The following is a 21657-nucleotide window of genomic DNA, read 5'->3' on the forward strand; positions in this document are numbered from 1 at the left end:
CGGGATATGCTGACTTTTATGAGCCTGATTTATCAAAATCCAAACCCCCAAGGAATCATGGGGATTTGGATTAGCACAAGCAGATGTAGAGTCTAGACTAGCGCCATACACCCCAGTCTCCGGTAGTGCCCGGCTCTTCACCACGTGTCCACCACTGTGCTGTCCAAGGACGGCCGTTATGAGTCACCACATCACCTTGCTCATAAGTGCTGTCGGCAGACCACGCATTATCCGGTTGCGTTGGTGGTGGCGTATCACCTTTCACCAAGGACAATTGATAGCTGAAGTTTGCGGTTGGAGCATGGACTTGATTTGCATGGATATTCGAAGAGTCATACATATAGTGGTTCATTTCGGCATGCCAGATGCCAATAAACCAAGCCCCCGCTGTCAGGCTGTTAAATTGCCCAGCCAACTCAGCAGACCAAATTTCTTCACTGGTATTGTTAGCTGTGATCGCCAATGAGATATCGTGCTGTTCGCTGCCGTTCTGATCAAAGGTACGGAAACGAATGGTATCACCAGATTCCACTGGCCCAAATCCTTGCGGGACATAGTAACCAAGTACAGAGAGGTTATTGCCCGGGTCGGTTGGGTCCGTCGGGTCGGTAGGCGTGCTGCCATCCCCATTGAAGGTAATGTCACTACAGTTATAGAAACCTTCACCAGCTGGGTCTTCACGTTGCCAGCGGGTATAGAGAACCGCTTCGCCTGTTCTGTCAGAGGGCAATGTTATTTTGATGCGGTACTTTTTATCCGAACCGACTGCGACGTTACCCGCAGTATCCACCAGATCCAAGTCGGACCAAGTTAAAGGCTGGCTGCTATCGTATTCCGGCTTGCTCAAGTAAAACTGCCAATAAGACGGGTTGTGCGGAGCGGTGGCGTTAAATACCAATTCGAATTGGTTGTTGGCATCTAGCGACAGTGCCGTTTTCTGCCAATGTGGGGAAGCGACATCTAGCCCTGCTTTTGCACTGTCACCAGCGCTACACAGTGTGCCATCTCGGACAATGGCATGTACGTGTGCCATATCTCGATAGTTAGCCACATTAGCTGCCACTTCATTACGTTGAACAAAAGGGTAGGCACCGGACTGATCAAAGGCTGCCTGACAAGCAGCATTCGGAATCTGATCGTCCCAGAACCCCCCATCTAGGTAGCAAGTATTCTGACGAGCACTTGGATATTCGACCCAGCCATGAGCATGGACATTGACTGATGTGAGGGCCGTTAGGCCGGCTAGGGTAGCAAAACTGACATTCAAATAAGATTTCATAATCTTTCCTTATAATGGTTATCGATCATCTGAAAGCACCTACGACGTGCAGACAGCGATCTCAACCTAGCAAGAATTTTATAAAATATTCATTTAAGTGATTAATAAGTCGTCGTTTTGATGTCAATTTGCCACATTGTCCGCATGGAAAAGTAATGCGCTGTTGGCCGCTGATTTTCCTTTCGAGTCACTTCAAATAAATTTGATTACCAATATTTACTCAGATTCATACCTAAGCATTAAGTTGAGATTTAGCAATAAAAATAGTTCATATGATTGTTTTATTTTAAAGTGTGAAATAAATCCGTGATAACCATACAAAGAATTGCTCTTGAAGTGGGGCGCACAAAGCGGGTGAGTTATCTTTGCAATTGTGTAGGCGAGCAACTACAGCTTAGTACTGCATGACGATAAAAATGATCAAACAAGGTTGTCCTATGTTTAAAAACTTGTCTTTAAAGAACAAACTGGCGTTGTCAGCCAGTGTTGCCATCATCGTTGGTGGTTTGCTGGTGGAGCTGCTCTCTTTTCGAGCGTCTTTACAACGTCTGGATATTGAAGTGACTCAGCGGCTTGAGAGCTCATCGGCATCTTACAATCAATACGTATCAGACTGGATCGAATCCAAAGAAAGGGCGCTGACGTCAATCGTGCCTGATGCCAATATGAGTTCGATTGTCAGTAACCTCAAACAGGTGAAGAATTCAGCAGGTTTGGACAATGTATTTCTTGCTTACCCCGACGGCTCTCAGGAGAACGCTGATGGCGTCGTCTTACCGCCTGGTAATGATGACCCGCGTAAGTGGGGGTGGTACATCAATGCGATGAAGAACCCGTCAAAAGTCTTTATGGACAACCCAACGGTAGCGGCGGCGACAGGTGCAAATGTGGTCTCTTTAGGTAGCGTGGTCAGCCTAGGTGGCGAAAACGTTGTGTTGGGTGCAGATGTAGAAATTACCGATATTATCTCAGGGTTGGACAAAGTAATTCTTCCAGGTGAAGGCTACATGTTTATTGCCAATCAGCAAGGTAATGTATTTACTCATAAAGATACCAAACTGCTAAACCAACCTGTGCAACAGCTTGGCTTAGACTTCGGTGTTATCCAGCAGGCGATGAGCTCGGGCAGTGATGTCTATACCGACGTTAATGGCGAGTTAAGCGTCGTCTACGCAGCGTCGATTCAAGGAACGCCACTGATTACAGTTACTGTGCTTAATCGCGAGTCGTTAGTGGCTCCTTTGTACAGTGCAGTCTGGGGACAAATTGCAGTGACTATCTTGGTGGTCATTGTCTGTACTTTCTTGTTTAACATGTTGTGTGGCATTTTGTTCCGTCCGCTAAAGAATGTATCAAACGCACTGGAACAAATAGCGCACGGTAGTGGTGATCTTACTCAGAGACTTGAAGTGGACAGCAATGATGAAGTGGGTCAGCTTGCTAATAACTTCAACACATTTGTTGGCAGTATGCGTCAACTCATCGCCCATATTCGCGAGCAGTCCCAGCAGTTGTCTCAGCAATCAGAAGTCAGCAATCAACGTGCTAATCGAAATGTGGATGAGATCAATCACCAGCAGCAGGAAATCACTATGGTGGCGACGGCTGTTACAGAGATGGCTTCCGCAACTGCCGAGATTGCTTCCCATGCAGAACAAACCGCTCACTCTGCACAAGGCTCAGCGAAAAATACTGAGAATGGACGTGCTGTTGTTCTGGAGAACAAAAACTCCATTAACCGTCTCGCCAATGAGCTGCAAGAAGCAAGCAATGTTGTTGGAGAGTTAAACCGCCATTCTCAGGATATTTCAACCGTTCTGGCGACGATTCAGGGTATTGCTGAGCAAACAAACTTGCTGGCACTGAATGCAGCGATTGAGGCTGCGCGTGCAGGTGAACAAGGACGAGGCTTCGCGGTTGTCGCTGATGAAGTTCGAGTGCTGTCTCAGCGTACTCATGATTCAACTGAAGAAATAAAAGCGACGATCGATACGCTGCAAGTTACTACCGGTAATGCCGTTAAGTTGATGGAAAATAGTTCCGCTCTGGCGACGCATTCTGTGGAAGATGCGGACAAGGCGAGTGTGGCATTGGAAGAGATTAATACTGCCGTTCAAACCATTAGTGACATGGCGACACAAATCGCGACAGCGGCTGAAGAGCAAACCCATGTAACGAATGAGATTACGCAGAATATTACTTCAATTAAAGATGTCGCTGATCAGTTAGTTCATAGTGCTCGGGAAAGCTCGCAGGAAGCGGGTACAGTGAAGGGACTTTCTGGCGAATTAATGGCCAAGGTTTCGACATTTAAGCTCTGATATTTCAATAAATTATATCTTGATTAAGGCACTCTTTGAGTGCCTTTTTATTCACCCCAATAAAACGACCTGTTCAATTTTCTTTACTCAAAAACAAATATGCAATTGATTGCTTATTTGTTTTTTCCGCATATGTTTGTTTTTGGGACAACACAAATAAACAAAAAAGGAAAAAACAATGAAGACAAATTTATGCAACGTTGGGTTGGCTATTGCATGTTTTATCACTCCAGTCGCGATGGCAGATACAGTGTTGCCTGTCATTGCTGATGAAGTGAAATTCACTATGTCAGATGCAGAATTGACCGGTGTTTCAGGTCAGCACTTGAGCCAGATAGTGGAGCATGAAGGGGCTGCGTTCATTAAGTTGCACTTCAAACAGCTTTCACTACCAAAAGGGGCGGTTTTACGTGTTAAATCCGCTACTACGGATGAGATGGTTGAGTACACTGACAGCCAGCTAGATTGGTTTGCACAATCTATCTCAGGCGATGCACTTGTTATTGAACTGATAGCGAATGCTAAAGGTCAGCAAGGACAGTTTGAGCTCGATTACTACATGGCAGGTAAAGATACGGCAGAGCAAGAGATGTCGACACTTTCCACCTGTGGGGTTAATGAGCGGAAAGATGTGGCGTGTTGGGAAGATTCACACCCAGAGAAAGTCGCTTGGACAACGCCAGTCGCGAGGTTATTGATTAACGGTCGTAGTTTATGTACCGCATGGCGCGTAGGCCCGGATAACCGTATGTTTACCAACAACCACTGTGTTGAGAGTGAAACGGAACTGAAAAATACCGAAGTCTGGTTTAACTATCAGCGCTCGACCTGTAATGGTTCGATGTCTACGACCGTCAAAGTGATGGGTGATCAAATGCTCAGCACAGACTATGAGCTGGACTACACGCTGTTTACCGTTGATGATTTCGCCAAGATCGCCTCGTTTGGTTACCTGGGTCTGGATGCTTCCGAGCCGACTTATGGTGACGGTATTTATATTCCGCAACACGGTTCAGGTAACCCGAAAGAGCTCGCGATTGAAAGCGATCAGAATGGTTCCGGACTGTGTCAAATTGATGTTGCTTCGGCCAATGGCCGTGGAGTGAACACCGATACAGGTTACTTCTGTGACACTATTGGTGGCTCTTCTGGTTCACCAGTGCTCAAAACCAGCAGTAACAAAGCGATTGCGCTGCATCACTTTGGTGGCTGCGAAAACCAAGGGGTGAAAATCAGTAAAATCTGGCCAAAAGTGGCGAGCCATTTTAACAACACTCTGCCCGATGGCATGGTTGAACAACCAGGAAGTGATATCACTGAGCTGAGCCTAGATACGCCGTTGTCTGGTCTTGCTTTAGCGAAAGGTGAGCAGAAAATGTATGTCCTTCGCTCAGATAAACGTGCTTCTGACGTCACAGTGTCTATTGCATCTGGATCGGGCGATGCTGATCTGTATGTTCGTTCAGGACTTCAACCAACTAGGAGTGCCTACGACTGCAGACCATATCGCTCTGGTAATACGGAGTCATGTGATGCAGTGAATGCGAGTGAAGATCTTTACGTCATGCTCAATGCTTACAGCAATTTTTCAGGCGTAACCTTGTCCGTAACGGCAAAATAGTCTGAGTCAAGCCTGGGGCACTTCGGTGCCCTTATTAACCATTCTCTGTATTGATATAAAAGTGACAACATATTGTTACGACCTGATGTAAATCGAATAATTCTCAAAATGTAAATAAATATCCTAAGTTTTGGTGATTTTATAAAACTCCATGGAGGAGATAATGAACTACACTAAAACGCTTTTGGCTATGGCGCTTTCCACGGCTTTCATGAATGCACACGCAGAAGACAAAGTATGGATATCAATCGGTGCTGATGCATCCAAAACAGTGGCGAAATCAGGGGCGCAAGCTGTGCTGCCGAATTCACTGGCTAGCAGTGGGAGTGTTTGGGTCGGGCAGGTTGATGAAACGGAACTAGCAGAATTGTCTCACAACATGCATGAAGAGCATCATCGTTGTGGGGGCTACATGGTTCACCCTTCCGCTCAGAGTGCAATGGCGGCAAGCGCGATGCCACTGGCCCTCAATACTTTTGCAATCCCTGATATTTCTCAACAAACAACCGTTAATGCATGGCTGCCGCAAGTGGATTCGGCGCAGATCACTGGCACAATCACTTCGCTGACGAGCTTCAACAACCGTTTTTACACTACCACCTCTGGTGCGCAAGCGTCTGATTGGATTGCCAGCGAGTGGCGCTCCTTGATTTCAGGGTTGTCTAATGCCAGTGTTGAGCAGTTCTCTCACTCAGGTTACAACCAGAAATCTGTGATCTTGACGATTCAGGGTTCAGAAAGCCCTGATGAATGGGTTGTGATTGGTGGTCATCTAGATTCCACTATTGGCTCAAGAACGGATGAACACACAATTGCCCCCGGTGCTGACGATGATGCGTCGGGCATCGCAAGTGTGACGGAGATAATTCGTGTTCTGGCTGAGAACAATTTCAAGCCTAAACGCTCGATGGCCTTTATGGCTTACGCAGCAGAAGAAGTAGGGCTGCGTGGCTCTCAGGATATCGCCAACTCCTACAAATCTCAGGGTAAAAATGTCGTGTCTGCCCTTCAGTTGGATATGACCAACTATCAAGGCTCTGCTCAAGATATCGTCTTCATTACCGATTACACTGACAGCAGCCTGACTCAGTTCTTAGCTAACTTGCTTGACGAATATCTGCCAGCGTTGAGTTATGGCTATGATCGTTGTGGCTATGCGTGTTCAGACCACGCTTCTTGGCACAACGCTGGGTATTCTGCTGCGATGCCTTTTGAGTCAAAGTTTAATGACTACAACCCTAAGATTCACACTTCACAGGACACCTTAGAGAATTCGGATCCCACCGGTGCTCACGCAACCAAATTTACTAAGCTTGGTCTTGCTTACGCAGTCGAGATGGGCAATGCATCTGGTGGAACAACACCTCCTCCTACTGATAACGTCCTTCAGGATGGTGTGCCAGTGACTGGCTTATCGGGAGCAACTGGCAGCGAGGTCGCGTACAGTTTCGAACTGACTTCTTCTAAAACACTTGATATTAAGACCTCCGGTGGCTCTGGTGATGTGGATCTTTACGTTAAGTTTGGTTCGGAAGCCAGTAAACAGAATTGGGACTGCCGACCATACCGTTATGGAAATAGCGAAACTTGTACATTCAGTAATGCCACACCGGGTACTTACCATGTTTTGCTAAATGGATACTCTTCGTTTAATGGCGTCACGCTTGAAGCCTCTACACGCTAAGAGCAAATTATTGATGGCTCTATATGGGGCCATCTTATCTAGCTTTTATATTGTTTAAGCCACTGAATTAAATTGTAAAAGAATATAGACTTCCCCGATTTTCTCGTCGCTTCTTCCTTTTTAAAGATAATAAATTTATATAATAATGGTTGCATATATTTGTGATATCAAGCTAAGGTAATTGTGTTGGCTGGGTGTATAGACGGTTTGATGATGGGCACAAGCTCACGATTTGCTGATAATTCAGCAACCAATATACAAATTAAAATGCAGACCGGAATTCATCCTTACGTTCTTTTTATCGCTCGTTCATGTAGTGAGGAGGCGTAATGAATATAGGTTTTAAAACGCGTATCTATCTCGGTGTGGGTTTGCTGGTGACGATCTCATTGATTGTTCTTGGCACGCTTAACATCCTATCTATGAAAGAAAAAATGGTCACGTCCTTGGTAAATGAAACTCAAAACAAACTGAGTTTCCATGTGACCGAACTCGAACAATTGATGCAGTTTCGTATCAATGCAATTGCGACTGGTGCAGAGCAATTCGACCCTAGCTTGTCTGATGCTGATAATCAGAAATTGGTCAATCTACTTGCCAAAAGCACAGGGATTTCCAATGTCATCATGACCTATGAAGATGGACGGAACTTTATGTCTGTCGAGAGTAGCAATCAATTCGACTTCAGAACTCGTGATTGGTACAAAGCGGCAAAAGTAGCTTCCTCAGTGGCATTGACGGATATTTATCAAGACAAAGTTACTGGAGAAAAAGTGGTCAGTGCGACCATGCCCGTTGAACAAGGCGGTCAGGTTGTTGGTGTATTGCTTGGTGATATCCAGTTAGGTGAAATCATCAGTACGGTTAGCAACATGCGCTTTGCTGGTGGGGCGGCAACGCTGACTGATCAGAACGCAGTATTTTTTGCCAGTGATGATCCTAATGATATCGGTCGGACACCTTCTCAAGTGAGTCCGAACTTTATTGAGATGGAGCGGATGTTCAGCAGTCAGCAAAATGGTCATCTGACTTTTCCTTACCTTGGTATTCAGTTTGATGGTTATTTCCAGAGAGTAAATCTGACAGACAACATGTACTGGACTCTGATGGTATTCGTCGACCAAGCCACAGCGTTAGCGCACGTTGACAAAGCCGAGCAAGAATCAATCATTACGGGCTTTTTGCTGTTCCTTGTCAGTTTTGGCGCTATCTTTGTCATTCTTCACTATGCCTACAAGCCTTTGCTTGGCCTAAAGTCTGCTGTATTGGATCTGTCTCAGGGGAATGGTGATTTAACCCAGCGCCTTGAAGTGAGCAGTAACGATGATCTCGGGCAGATCAGCCAGGGTTTTAATCAGTTTGTAGAAAACCTTCAGCAGATGATGTTACAAATTTCAAATGCCAGTGAAAGCATCTCTTCTAGTCTGGTTCAGTTAGGTCAAACCGCGAAAGAGAATGAATCCAAGTTACTTACGCACTCCAGTGAAACGGAACAAGTCGTCACAGCAATTACTGAGATGAGTGAAAGTGCGCGAACGGTAGCCGAAAATGTTCATCAATCCAATCGAATCACCGAAGCCGCCAGTGGAGAGGCACAATCGTCACTGGATATCGTGAATAACGCAGTATCAACGGTGAGCGCGTTGGTGACGGAAGTGGATGATATGGCAAACCGTATTGTCAGCATGAAGCAGGATGCGAATCGCATTAGCGAAGTGTTGACCGTAATTGGTGAAATCTCGGAGCAAACTAACTTGCTGGCGCTTAATGCGGCGATAGAAGCAGCACGTGCTGGTGAACAAGGCCGAGGCTTTGCCGTAGTAGCGGATGAGGTTAGGGCACTTGCTGCAAGAACGCAAAACAGTACAACAGAAATCTCCGATATGCTCAGTCAGCTACTTGATGGTACCGAGAGTGTGGTTCGCGCTATGGAAGCAACCAAAGATCAGTGTCAGTCTACTGCTGAGAAAACGTCAGAGGTATCTGAAAGCCTTGGCATGATGACAGTTTCAGTCAAAGAGATTGATGATGTCAGCACACAGATCTCGGCTGCAACCGAAGAGCAAAGTACGGTTGCAGAAGAGCTAAGCCGCAACATGCTTTCGATTAGAGAGATCGTTGAATCGCTAGTAAGCAGCGGCCAGCAGACAGTTTCAGCAACAGAATCGCTGAGTGAATCCAACCATGAACTAGAAAGGTTAGTCGCCAACTTTAAATTACGATGACACTTTTAAGCCACCAGGAGGTGATGTATGAATCATGCAGCAACACTCGAGAAAGATGGCTTAAAAGCGAACGCGTTATCACCTTGTTATGTAGAGAAATATAATGAGGTGATCCGCCGTTTTTTTAGTCGTGATAAACGGTTATGGCCTCTGTTTGCTTCCCCAGAAGTGAGCATGCTTGCAAGTAGAAACTCTCCATTTTCTACTGAAGATTATCGTCAGCTGGAAAAAGCACTTCGCGAACGTGAAGATATTCCTGACCGAATGAATGCTCCTATTGATGCGTTTGATCCACTAGCGTTATTTGTGGCCCATCATTGTAAAGACTGGCAGGATCCAAGATCGGTTGAGAATGTCATTTCAACACCCTGTGATCCGGCGATCCATGGAGCGATGCTCGCAACGATGAAAAATCCCAATTTGGTTTATAGCGAATATGCGGGCATGGCCGTGGAGCTGGAGAAAATGGTAGTCCGCCAGATTGCTCATTTAGCTGGTTATGATCCTCAAACTGCTGGAGGCCTGTTTACGCAAGGCGGCACGTTTTGCAATCTTTATGGCTACTTGTTTGGTTTACGCAAAACGTTCCCAAAGTCCAAGTCTGAAGGGGTGGCAGGTCGCCGATTTTGTATGCTCAATTCAGAGTCTGGTCATTATTCAAATATGACCAACCTGTCTTTACTGGGTATTGATCTTGATAGGCAGGTCATTCGGGTTCGTATCAATCGAGATAACCAAATTTGTCTCGATGATTTGGAACGGCAACTAGAGACATGCTTTAAGCAGGGAACTGTGGTGCCGACGATTATGCTCACTTGCGGCACCACTGATACCTTTGCGATTGATGACATTCAGCAAGTTCGCCAACTGTCAGAACGCTTGTGCCGAAAGCATGAAATCGTTCGCTCTCCTCATATCCATGTGGATGCGGCAGTAGGCTGGAGTTTGTTGTTTTTCCTTGACTACGATATCCAAGCGAATCCTTTGTCGATCAATAGTGCCACGCTGACCAGTTTGCGTTACTTAAAGAAAATGATGGCTGGTCTGAAAGAAGCAGATTCTTTTGCCGTCGACTTTCAGAAGTGGGGCTACGCACCTTATACCTCGAGCTTATTGATGGTACGAGATAAGCAGGATTTTGAAGCTCTCCGGCAGGAACCGAGCTACTTCTCTTACTTTGAATCTCAACTCAAACAAAAGACCCACCTGCAATCGACAATCGAGTGCTCGCGAGGGGCCGCAGGTGTTTTTTCTGCTTATTCAGCGATGCAATTTCTCGGCAAGGAAGGCTATCAAGTAGTATTAGCTCATGGCCTACAGAATGCGAACTATTTGCGAATGAGGCTGGGCCAGTTACCCGGTTGTAAGGTGGTATGTGCAGGTAACCATGGCCCGGCGGTTGCGCTGAGGTTATACCCAAAGCATACGCCTTCCGTTCTCCATGCCTTTGAACGTGAGCTCGCAATTAAGAACAGTGATGCCGCAGTTGATGAGTTGATTCAAAATACTTTGTTTCATCGCAATCATTTTCTTAAGCGGCAAGGGCAAGGGCTGAATACAAACTGGGTCGAATCTATCGCTCATACAGATTACGACTTTCAAGGACACTGTATAGCCTTGCCGGGTGAGAAGGCAGTGTTTCTCAATCCATATACATCTCGAAAGCAAATTGATGAGTATTGCCGCTTATTCGTATAAGGACCCATAGAACAGCTGTTTTAATCACTACGTGGTAACGGATGAACTAATCTTTATATATGAAGATTTGTTCGTCTGTTGCTATGAAGATAAACGCTGTATCGATTTTCTGCGGCTTAACCTACTGTTGTTCATCTAGTGTTGGTGCTGAAACCGTCCGGCTGCTTGAGCTTGACTGGTCAAGTCAGCGTGTCCTCACACACGTGTTGGCAGAGATATTACAGTCAAAGCACGTCGATACTGAAGTCATCACCATTCCTTCAACACCACAATGGATGTACTTGAGTACAGGGAAAGCGGATATTCAGGTAGAGGTTTGGGAAGGGTCAATGGGGCCACAATACCAAGAATTGCTGGACAAATCTTTGATTGAAGAGGGAACAACCCATCAAGCAAAGACCCGAGAGGAATGGTGGTATCCAGACTATGTTGAATCTTTGTGCCCCGGTCTACCTGATTGGGAGGCGCTGGAGTCGTGTTTTTCTGTATTTTCTGAAGAGGGTGAGCAAGTCGGTACTTTTTATACGGGGCCTTGGGAGAAACCCGACAACGCTAGAATACGTGCCCTTAATCTCAACTTTAAAGTCGTTGTTCTACCAACCGGGCAAGCAATTAATCAGAAAATCCATCAATATGTTAAAGACAAAAAACCTCTGCTTATCTTTAATTGGACGCCCAACTGGGTTGAGTCTGTGTATTCGGGAAGCTTTATTGAGTTCCCTACCTATACACATGAGTGTGAAAAAGATCCTTCTTGGGGATCAAATCCCAAGTATTTGTGGGATTGTGGTAATCCATCGGGTGGTTGGCTGAAGATAGCGATTTCCAATCAGCTTAAAAGCCGTTCTCAATGCGCTTACGACGTAGTTCAACGCTTCCAACTTAACAATAGAGATATCGCGTTGGCGGCTACATTAGTCGATGTCGAACATTTTGATGTTAAAGGGGCTGCGAAGACTTGGATAGAACGTAACTCAGAGTACGTTGAACAGCTATTGATGTCGGTTAATTGCCAATAAACATTTCTTTCCGTCAATCTTGATAATGGAACGTAATACACTTGTTTCGCCCACTCTGCTTCGCTTGGTATAGGGCTTTATCTGCTTTTCTAAAAACACGATCCCAATCCGTTTCAATGTCTTGGTAATGGCACAGCTGAGTTCCGACTGAAATGGTTACAGCAAGGCTATCTTCATCGATATGAATCTTATGACTTTCAACGCTCTTTCTAAGCCTTTCTAAGGTTTCTTCAACTGTATGTACGTTATCGATAGGAATGATCATGACAAACTCTTCACCGCCCCAGCGAGCGATAATGTCATGGCTGCGAGTATTGTTCTTTAACTGATTCGCCGTTGCTTTGAGTACAGTATCACCCACGTCATGGCCGTGAGTGTCGTTGAATTGCTTGAAGTGATCAATGTCGATCACACTCAGAGCATAAGACTTATGTTGTTGCACATTATCAGACTGCGACAACCAGTTTTCGATATAGCGACGGTTAGCTAAGCCAGTGAGTGGATCCGTGGTGTTTTGACTCTCTAGCTCTTTAGTAATTCGCTTCATCTTCCACAGGCGTCGAATGACAAGATATGCTAATGCGAAAAACAGGGTAATAAATAGAATCTCACGGGTACGTTGAGACCGCAGCTTGGTTTGCTGCAATTCATTTTGAGCCTCAAGCAACTCTATTTCCCGTTTATTTAATTGCCTTTCCAGAGCATTTTTCTCACTCAGAATCTCGTCGTCGTATGTCTGCCGATAGAAGTTTTGACGTACCTGTGATTGTTGTTTCATGTAAGCCAAAGCTTGTTGATAATCTCCTTGCGCCTCATAAGCTTTGACCAATGTCTCCAGAGTTTGAATTTCCCAAACCACTTCGTTGCTTTCTGAGGTATGCAGTACTTCGATGACTTGTTTGGCGTAGTCGATGCTTTTTTGATAGTCACGAGCGACAAAACTGGCCTCGGCATAGGCTTCATAACATGTGGCTAAGGTGATGTTTGACTTGGTATCGAGAACCTGGCTTTCTTCAATACATTTTCTGGCGAGTTTTAAAGCTTCTTGTGAGTTTCCAACGTCACTGTAACGCTGTGACATATTTGATAATGTTGAAAACTTAATCTTGTTTGACCCAGTTTTGTCGGCCTCCTTGAGTGCTTTCAACATGTATTGTTCCGAGCGCTCCTCTTTGCCCAACGCAAAATAGATGGCACTGGCATTTGAGTACATAATGGCTTCAAACAAGCTATTGTCATAACCGTGTTTTTGATAAAGATCCAATGCACGCTTGATGTATTTATTAGCACGTTTCCATTCTTCAGACTGCATGTAGACAGTGGCAATATTATTGAGCGTCATTGTGGTCTGAAAGTTGTCTCCAATCTCTGTCATCACCTCATATGCGGTTTTGTAATAACTGAGACTGGACTTAAGATTCGAACGCTGAATCTTAACGTTACCCAACCAACGATAGGTACGACCCAATAGCCGCTTATAACCAATGTCTCTCGCAATCGGGACGACTTCATGCAGTAAGAATTCCCCTTCCAAAAGTAGATCAGACTCGATTAAGTGAATAGCTTTGTTGAGTGTTGCTTCTGCACTGACCCATTCAATACGACTGTCGTCGCCGAGTGAAAGCAAATCGGGTATGCGAGGCGTTTGTAATCCTTCATATTTACGAAGATTTTTGAGGCCAAAGTAATAAAGAGCCTGCTCAGACGCAGACGCGTTTGGCGGCAATTCAATATGTGAAAGGTCGACTTGTCCTGGTTTACAAAGTGAGTCGTAGTAAAAGGTCAGCATTGCCTTTTGCTTGGCGTTCGTATGTGAGTAGAGATAATCGCTATCTGTCTGGATATTGCACGCTGACATAGCGGGCAGGGGGAGAGTGGAAATAAAAATTGCGACAATTAGCACAAAGAATGGGGGCATTATTCACCGAGTCAGAAGATAACGATAGCTCATGCTTAAGTTTATCATTATATAAATAGCCTGCCTAACCGCAGGAAAGAAAAAGCCAGCTTATTGCGCTGGCTTTGAATGGTTGTTTTTGCTGAGCCGATTAGAACGCGTAGTTCAACTGAGCTCCAACTAACCAAGCACTGGTGTTGACCGTTGCTTCGATGTTGTATTCATCAACAACAGTTTGAGATTCATTGATTGCCGCTTGCTCACCAGTCAGGTAACCAATGGACAGATCCAGCGTTAGCTGATCCGTTGCTGCGTATGAACCACCGAATGTAAACCAGTGTCTGTCAGTGTCAGGAATAGACAGTGAGCTGATTTGGTCGACAGGTGAAAGGTCATACATGTAGCCTGCGCGTAACTCGATGTCCTTATTTAGATAATGCGTAACCCCAACAGAAACATGGCCTGCATTCTTCCATTCGTAATCTTTGATCGATGCGCTGTAGTTCTCTGAAGTCAGCTTATCAAACTCAGACCAAGCGACGTATTGTAGGCTGTAGTGTGCGGCCCACTTAGCGTTGAGTTTGTGGTAACCGGAGAACTCAATGATGTCCGGAAGGGGAATATCAACACTATCAGTCTTACCTTGTTCCCAAGCGTAGACATCGCCTTCGGCTGTTAGCTCAGGGCTGTATCGGTATGACAAACCAAATCGATTGTTTTCATCGACCACATAGGCTACACCTAGATTGAAACCAAGCCCTATGCCGTCTGCATCAATTCGCAGAGGGTTAGCGCTGTTAGGTGTCCGAGATATCTCGCCTTCACCGTAAATAATATCGATGCCACCACCAAGTGACCAAGCTTCATTTAGCTGGAAGGCCGCTGAAAAGCCAGCATTGATGCTGCTAAGGTAAGTTTTTCCACCAAAGATCGGAGCTTCAAAGCTATCTTCAAACTCAACGTCGGTACCAAAGTTTGAGTGAACCGTCGCGCCTAGCGTCCAGTTTGTACCCTCTAATGGGTAAACCACGTGAGCATTAGGAATAAAGGTGTTGTTATCCAGCCCAGTATCGCCAATTTCCTGTGTCGTAGAACTAGGCGGCGTGTAACGAATATTGCTGAAGTCTACCTGGCTGGCAATATTCACTGCACCAACAGAGATCATCGGCTTGTCGATTAAACTCATAGCAGCAGCATTTTTCGCTACAACTGAGGCATTATCAGCAATGATTGCATCACCCGCGTATGCGCGGCCCAAGCCAGTTGCAGATTGCGCGTTAAGTTGGAAGCCAGCGGCGTGGCTTTGCAGAGCAACGAGAGGTAATGTGTAGATTACGAGCTTTTTCATGGATTAATTGTCCTTTTCAACTTCATGTTCATCTACGATATTGATGTAATCATCACTTTCGTTGAGAACAATATCGGTTCCCTTACTCTTGACCATATCCAAAACGGCTTCTTGTTGCGTTTTGCGTGAACTTTCAACATCTCCAAGATTTTCTGTGGATGGTAATCCACTTTCATCCATTGGGCCTTCGTATGGGAATAGGAAAGTACCATGGCCACCAACTGTTGCCTTAATGACACCTCGTATTCCGCTTGCATTGCTTGTAGTCTCCAAAATTGGGTCAAGACCTAGAGCACTAATCAGCGGATCTGTCCCCGTCATGATATTGTTATCGGCATTGTTTGGAACTACGGTATCAGGCATGTATTCGCCGACTTCACATTCGGTACCACAATCACCAACAGCTTCAATAAGCAAAGTTGGCTGCTTGGCTTCGCGTTGGCGAGCGACTTTGCCTGCTGGGTCAGCCCCATCAATTGTTTGCTGGACACCATGCTTTAAAACTGGAATTAGAGCGTCATAAATCTCGTCTTCCAGCATTTCAATACTGTCACTCAACTGATCACTATGGTTATTGAGCTGAGTGATACACTCTTCATTGCTTGTTTCAACAGTACACAAATTAGGTATCAAGGTTTCTGCGATGGCGCGCTGAACATCCGCTGATTTCTTGACTGACTCTTCCATCTCCGAACCAAGCGTTAGTGATGACAGAGTCAGGTTAACTAGACCTTGGCCTGGAACCGCGTAGTTAGCGGTTTCGAACTGCAGTTTTCTTATCGGATTACTATCTTGGTCATAGGTGGCTTCTGTTGTCATAACCGACATAATACCTCCTAGCGATACGCCAACTAGGTGCGCTTCTCGGCCAGAGAGCTCACCAAAGTTCAGGGCTGATCTTAGTCCGATAAAGTCACTGACCGACTGGTGAATATTGGAACGAAGAGCCAATGGAGACGTGATATTGATAAAGTACGATTTGTCTGCTCGAGCACTAATGGGCTTACCAAATGCTGGTCCTGGACAGTAAGTTATTGTTGTATCGTCACTGTAGCCTGAGGTGTCACAAATGATTCGATCACCGTGATAAGGCATATCGATAGCAGCGAATACATATTTTTTGCCTATACCTGTAACGTAGTCTTTGGCGACTAGGGACGCAGAGCCACGGTCACCGGTGATACCATGAATAAATAAAACTGTAGGATTCGCTGTATTTTCTATGTACTGTTTAGCAATTGCTGAGTGCAGTTTTTCGTTTTTATCTGTGAAGAGATCAGGCAAATAAAAATCTACAGGAATCAAAGTGGTAGGATCTTCGTGTACGTCAATTTTGCCTCCATTCTCAAAGAAATTTTGAGTCAGATGTTCGCCATTCTCACCAGCCATCCACTTAAACATTGATGGGCAACCAGCAATAGGATCGTAGCTGTTTAGTACACAGCTTTCTCTATTGGCTATGTCTTGTGTGAAAGGAAGGTAGTTATTGGTGGTGAGTGTTGCGCCGGTTACTACCGCGTACTTTTTAACCGTCCCCTTAATTTCTACAGTTAGATTTTCTAGATCTAGAGAAGGCTTGTTTTCAAGAGTTTGCTGAACAATGTTATCGATGCCTGCATAACTGCTCTGAGTTTTGAACGTTGCAGCGTAAGCGATACCATTTGCACCACCTAACTCCTGATATGCGCTTATAGCGTCTTTAGTAAGTTGTTGTAGGTTGGTTTGCTTCTCATCTATATCTTCTGGATTGGCATCTAACAGCTCTGTGAATGCAGTTGATGCTTGGAGAGAGATACCTTCAGTTGTTTTCACACCGCTTGTGACAATGAGGTGATATGTAGTACTTGGTTGAAGTGCAGATCCACATTCAACAACCAATTTCCGACCATCACTAGATAATTTGAGTCCGCCGTCAAATACGTTGTTTGTCTGACTATCTATTAGCAGTACATTCCCATCCAGCGAAGACTGGTCAATAGCGGGCACCTGACCTGAATTTACACTATCCAGTGGAATCTCTATTGGTTCAACACAAAGTCCCCAACCGTCAACCGCAGCGTAACTGGTTTCAAAACTCTGGTAGTAGGCCTCGTACTCTTCATTAGTCGAGTAACTTTGAGGAGATGATGGTTCATCGGGTAGGGAAATGGAGCCATCGTCATCGTATCCATAGCCATCATTTGGCATCGGGATATCGTTTAATGCAAAAGGAACTTCTACCGCAATGTTTTCTGTTGTGCTTTCTTCACCATCGCAGCCAGCGAGTATAAATGCGGCAGATAGTGATACAGCTAGTATATTGAGCTTTCTCATAATAGAGGTGCCTATACAGTTGTGGGGGTAGCGGTATATCAATGCGCATGTACCTCTCTCACAAATGATTAAGCTTAAAAAAAGCTAAGAAAAAACTAAAAATCCATATTTTTTATAAACTTAACTATTGTTATCAAGATGTTAATGTTTTGGGTATTTTGAGGCGATCGGACCAAAATGGGGCATGGAGCACATTACTTGTGCAACAGAGTGATTAACTTCACAGAATGCTATTTTGGTAAGAGGAAAGTAGTTAAATGTTATGTCGCTTACATAACTTTTGTTAAAAGTTTTGCACAATATTTAGAATAAGATGCTAAAAACTAGCGCCTTATTAGATGAATCGGCACTTCAATCTAAATCTGAAGAATTTCTTATTCTAATAAACTGGAAATCCTTTCTTTAGTAGTGTTTTTTACCAAAATGTTGCACTGGTCGGAGAATTAAACGATTTTTCGCTACATTTTTATGGCAAATTACACCGATGATTGATAATGTGTGCTGCAATCTTTGTAGGGTTTTAGATTTTTGTGCTTAAATTTTGCGCTAAACAGATCTAAATCACTGTCCGTTCTAGTGGCCTTACGAAGAAGTCATGGATGCAAATGAAAAACTTGGAGTTTTACTCATGTATAAGAACAAAATCACTCAAGCCCTTCTTCTGGGTGCTGGTCTGGCAGTGGCCGCTACTTCTACCGCAACACTCGCTGCAGATGTCCCTGCAGGAACTAAGTTAGCAGAAAAACAAGAACTAGTTCGTGGTAACGGTACTGAAGTTGCGACGATCGACCCGCATAAATCTCAGGGTGTTCCTGAGTCTCACGTGATTCGTGATCTTCTAGAAGGCTTGGTGAACCAAGACGCGGACGGTAACACTATCCCTGGTGTTGCGGAGTCTTGGGAAACAACGGACAACAAAACATTCACTTTCCACCTACGTAAAGATGCTAAATGGTCAAACGGCGACCCTGTAACTGCCGGTGACTTCGTATACAGCTTCCAACGTGCTGTAGACCCAGCAACAGCTTCACCATACTCTTGGTACATGGAATACACCAAGATGGCGAACGCGAAAGACATCATCGCTGGTAAAAAGGACAAGAGCACTCTAGGTGTTAAAGCAACAGACGACCACACTCTAGTTGTTGAGCTTGAAACCGCGGTTCCTTACTTCGTAATGATGACTGGCCACACAACGATGAAGCCAGTTCACAAAGCGACAGTTGAGAAGTATGGTGATCAGTGGACTAAACCTGAGCACTTCGTTGGTAACGGTGCATTCGTTGTAAACAACTGGGTAGTGAACGAGCGTCTAGAGCTAACTCGTAACGACCAGTACTGGGACAACGACAAAACGGTTCTTAATAAGGTCACTTTCCTACCTATCGAAAACCAAGTAGCGGAAATGAACCGTTTCCTATCTGGTGAGATCGATTTCACTTCTACTCTTCCTACAGAGCACTTCAAGCGTCTTAAGAAAGAGCACCCACAAGAAGTATCAGTGGAAGGCAGCCTATGTACTTACTACTACTCATTCAACACAGCTAAAAAGCCGTTTGATGATGTACGCGTACGTAAAGCGATTTCTTACGCAATTGACCGTGACATCGTAGCAAATGCGATTCTAGGCCAAGGTCAGAAGCCAGCTTATTTCCTAACTCCGGAAATTACAGCTAACTTCAACCCAACATTGCCTGCTTACGGTCAAATGTCTCAGAAAGATCGTATCGCTGAAGCGAAACGTCTTCTTGAAGAAGCTGGCTTCGGTCCAGATAACCCACTTAAGTTCAACCTTCTATACAACACTAACGAAAACCACAAGAAGATTGCGGTAGCGCTAGGTTCAATGTGGAAGAAAACACTTGGTCTAGAAGTTACTCTAGAAAACCAAGAGTGGAAAACTTACCTATCTTCTAAAGACCAAGGTGATTTCGAAGTAGCACGCGCTGGCTGGTGTGGTGACTACAACGAAGCAACTTCATTCCTAACTCTAATGGTGAGCTCGAACACTACCGGTGGTCAGCACTGGGGTAGCAAAGAGTACGATGCGTTGATTGAAAAAGCGCTGAAATCTACTTCTGAGGAAGAGCGTACTAAGATCTACCTAGAAGCTGAAAAGATGATGGCGAAAGAAATGCCTATCGCTCCAATCTACCAGTACGTACGTTCTCGTCTACTATCAACTGAAGTTGGTGGTTTCCCAGCGAACAACGCTGAAGAGAAGATCTACTCAAAAGATCTTTACATCAAAGCTCAATAATTCTGAGCAGATAGAACTATAAAAAATTTGGCTCTACATGTGAGAAATCACATGTAGCGCCTTATTTCAGTCCAAATTTATGGAATATGGGCTGATCCTTTTCTTTTTAACCGTCACAGACTGAAAGAGTGAGTTTATGCTTAAATTCATCGCAAAAAGGATATTTGAAGCGATCCCAACTATGTTGGTATTGATCACAGTATCTTTCTTTCTAATGCGTTTCGCACCGGGTAACCCTTTCTCGAGCGAGCGTCCTCTTCCGCCAGAAGTTATGGCAAACATCGAAGCTAAATACGGCCTGGATAAGCCAGTATTTGAGCAATACACCACTTATTTGACCAACGTTCTACAAGGTGATTTCGGACCGTCATTTAAGTACCTAGATTACTCTGTAAATGAGCTAATCTCGGTGGCGCTTCCAGTATCGGCAAAGGTTGGTTTTATCGCCTTTATCTTTACCGTGATTATGGGGGTGACCGTCGGAACCATTGCTGCGCTGAAGCAGAATACTTGGGTCGACTACACCATAATGTCGACTGCAATGCTAGGGGTTGTAATGCCATCGTTTGTACTGGCCCCAGCTCTGATTTATCTATTCTCCCTGCACTGGAATATCTTCCCTGCGGGTGGCTGGCATGATGGTGGCTTTAAGTATCTTGTACTTCCTGTCATTGGTATGTCTTTACTCTACGTAGCGACATTCGCCCGTATTACACGTGGTTCGATGATTGAAACGCTGAACAGTAACTTTATCCGTACTGCTCGTGCAAAAGGTCTAAGTTACCGCTACATAATTGTAAAGCATGCTCTTAAGCCAGCACTTCTCCCTGTTGTGTCTTACATGGGCCCAGCATTCGTAGGTATCATCACAGGTTCGGTAGTTATTGAAACTATCTTCGGCCTGCCAGGTATCGGTAAGCTTTTCGTTAACGCTGCATTTAACCGTGACTACTCGCTAGTAATGGGTGTAACCATTCTGATTGGTTTCCTATTCATTTTATTCAACGCGATTGTAGATATCTTACTTGCAATGATTGACCCGAAAATTCGCTACTAACAGGGAAGTTTGGTTATGTTAACGAAAAAAGAAAACCTTGAAGCGATTGAGAAGTTCTCTGAAAACTTAGAGATCGAAGGTCGCAGTTTATGGCAAGACGCCCGTATCCGCTTTATGCGTAACAAAGCGGCAATGGTGAGCTTGTTTATCCTATTTGTAATGACATTGGCGGTTATTGTTCTGCCAATGATCGCCCCTTATGCCTACGATGACACAGACTGGTATGCAATGCATGTAGGTCCAAGTGTAGATCATTGGTTTGGTACTGATAGCCTAGGTCGAGATCTATACGTGCGTACACTTATCGGTGGCCGAATCTCGTTGATGGTTGGTGTTATGGGCGCGTTGGTTGCGGTACTGATTGGTACGCTTTACGGTGCGGCTTCTGGCTTCATCGGCGGTAAAGTGGACCGTATCATGATGCGTATTCTGGAAATTCTGTACGCTGTACCATTCATGTTCCTAGTTATCGTACTGGTTACCTTCTTCGGTCGTAATATCATCTTGATCTTCGTTGCGATCGGTGCAATTGCATGGCTGGATATGGCGCGTATCGTACGTGGTCAAACCCTTAGTCTACGTAGCAAAGAGTTCATTGAAGCAGCCCATGTTTGTGGTGTGAGCAAGTGGAAAATTATCACTCGTCACATTGTTCCAAACGTTCTGGGTATTGTAGCCGTATACTCGACGCTGCTAATCCCAAGCATGATTCTGACTGAGTCATTCCTATCCTTCCTTGGTCTTGGTGTCCAGGAGCCGATGACAAGCTGGGGCGCACTACTTCAAGAGGGTGCACAAACGATGGAAGTTGCTATTTGGCAGCTAACATTCCCAGCGGCGTTCATGGTTGTAACTTTGTTCTGTTTCAACTACGTCGGTGACGGTCTGCGCGATGCGCTGGATCCAAAAGACAGATAAGTAAAAAGCAATAAATT

At 44.9% G+C, this 21657-nt stretch carries 13 protein-coding genes; 9 read left to right on the top strand and 4 right to left on the bottom strand.

Going from position 1 to position 21657, the window contains the following annotated elements:
* Positions 1 to 97: 97 nt before the first annotated feature.
* Entirely contained in the window at positions 98 to 1279 is a 1182-nt protein-coding gene (locus tag FIU99_RS05480; protein ID WP_006959135.1) for a lytic polysaccharide monooxygenase, read from the bottom strand.
* A 437-nt stretch (positions 1280 to 1716) separates the two neighbouring features.
* On the opposite strand from FIU99_RS05480, the gene FIU99_RS05485 reads away from it, so the two are divergent.
* The 6 genes from FIU99_RS05485 (at position 1717) to FIU99_RS05510 (ending at position 11847) form a co-directional block, all read left to right on the top strand.
* Positions 1717 to 3600 carry a methyl-accepting chemotaxis protein gene (locus tag FIU99_RS05485; RefSeq protein ID WP_006959133.1) on the top strand — a complete coding sequence of 628 codons (1884 nt, stop codon included), beginning with the start codon at positions 1717 to 1719 and terminating at the stop codon, positions 3598 to 3600.
* A gap of 178 nt (positions 3601 to 3778) precedes the next feature.
* Positions 3779 to 5221, top strand: coding sequence for a serine protease (locus FIU99_RS05490; RefSeq protein WP_006959130.1), 1443 nt, complete (start codon positions 3779 to 3781; stop codon positions 5219 to 5221).
* A 163-nt stretch (positions 5222 to 5384) separates the two neighbouring features.
* Positions 5385 to 6905 (top strand): M28 family metallopeptidase, encoded by a 1521-nt coding sequence (locus tag FIU99_RS05495; protein ID WP_006959128.1) that lies wholly within the window; start codon positions 5385 to 5387, stop codon positions 6903 to 6905.
* Positions 6906 to 7234: 329 nt separating this feature from the next.
* A complete protein-coding gene (locus tag FIU99_RS05500; protein ID WP_006959127.1) occupies positions 7235 to 9130 on the top strand; it encodes a methyl-accepting chemotaxis protein in 1896 nt (631 codons plus the stop codon).
* Positions 9131 to 9157: 27 nt separating this feature from the next.
* A complete protein-coding gene (locus tag FIU99_RS05505) occupies positions 9158 to 10828 on the top strand; it encodes a pyridoxal-dependent decarboxylase (protein ID WP_006959124.1) in 1671 nt (556 codons plus the stop codon).
* A 59-nt stretch (positions 10829 to 10887) separates the two neighbouring features.
* The gene (locus tag FIU99_RS05510) at positions 10888 to 11847 is read left to right on the top strand and encodes an ABC transporter substrate-binding protein (RefSeq protein WP_052126509.1); all 960 of its coding nucleotides are present in this window, start codon (positions 10888 to 10890) and stop codon (positions 11845 to 11847) included.
* A gap of 13 nt (positions 11848 to 11860) precedes the next feature.
* Here the strand turns inward: FIU99_RS05510 and FIU99_RS05515 are convergent, their stop codons facing one another.
* From FIU99_RS05515 to FIU99_RS05525, 3 genes are all read right to left on the bottom strand, one after another.
* The gene (locus FIU99_RS05515; RefSeq protein WP_152472091.1) at positions 11861 to 13636 is read right to left on the bottom strand and encodes a tetratricopeptide repeat-containing diguanylate cyclase; all 1776 of its coding nucleotides are present in this window, start codon (positions 13634 to 13636) and stop codon (positions 11861 to 11863) included.
* Between the two features lie 259 nt (positions 13637 to 13895).
* Positions 13896 to 15092 carry an outer membrane protein transport protein gene (locus tag FIU99_RS05520; protein WP_006959119.1) on the bottom strand — a complete coding sequence of 399 codons (1197 nt, stop codon included), beginning with the start codon at positions 15090 to 15092 and terminating at the stop codon, positions 13896 to 13898.
* Between the two features lie 3 nt (positions 15093 to 15095).
* On the bottom strand, positions 15096 to 17405 hold the full coding sequence (locus tag FIU99_RS05525) for a lipase (protein ID WP_006959117.1): 2310 nt from the start codon (positions 17403 to 17405) through the stop codon (positions 15096 to 15098).
* A 628-nt stretch (positions 17406 to 18033) separates the two neighbouring features.
* Here FIU99_RS05525 and FIU99_RS05530 point away from each other — a divergent pair.
* The 3 genes from FIU99_RS05530 (at position 18034) to oppC (ending at position 21640) form a co-directional block, all read left to right on the top strand.
* Complete coding sequence (locus FIU99_RS05530) at positions 18034 to 19665, top strand: ABC transporter substrate-binding protein (protein WP_006959116.1); 1632 nt, start codon at positions 18034 to 18036, stop codon at positions 19663 to 19665.
* 136 nt (positions 19666 to 19801) lie between these two features.
* Positions 19802 to 20722 (top strand): oligopeptide ABC transporter permease OppB, encoded by a 921-nt coding sequence (gene oppB, locus FIU99_RS05535; protein ID WP_006959114.1) that lies wholly within the window; start codon positions 19802 to 19804, stop codon positions 20720 to 20722.
* Positions 20723 to 20737: 15 nt separating this feature from the next.
* Positions 20738 to 21640 carry an oligopeptide ABC transporter permease OppC gene (oppC, locus tag FIU99_RS05540; RefSeq protein ID WP_006959112.1) on the top strand — a complete coding sequence of 301 codons (903 nt, stop codon included), beginning with the start codon at positions 20738 to 20740 and terminating at the stop codon, positions 21638 to 21640.
* The last annotated feature ends 17 nt before the right edge of the window (positions 21641 to 21657 follow it).

This window comes from Vibrio sp. THAF64, from assembly GCF_009363455.1.
Lineage (GTDB): Bacteria > Pseudomonadota > Gammaproteobacteria > Enterobacterales > Vibrionaceae > Vibrio > Vibrio coralliilyticus.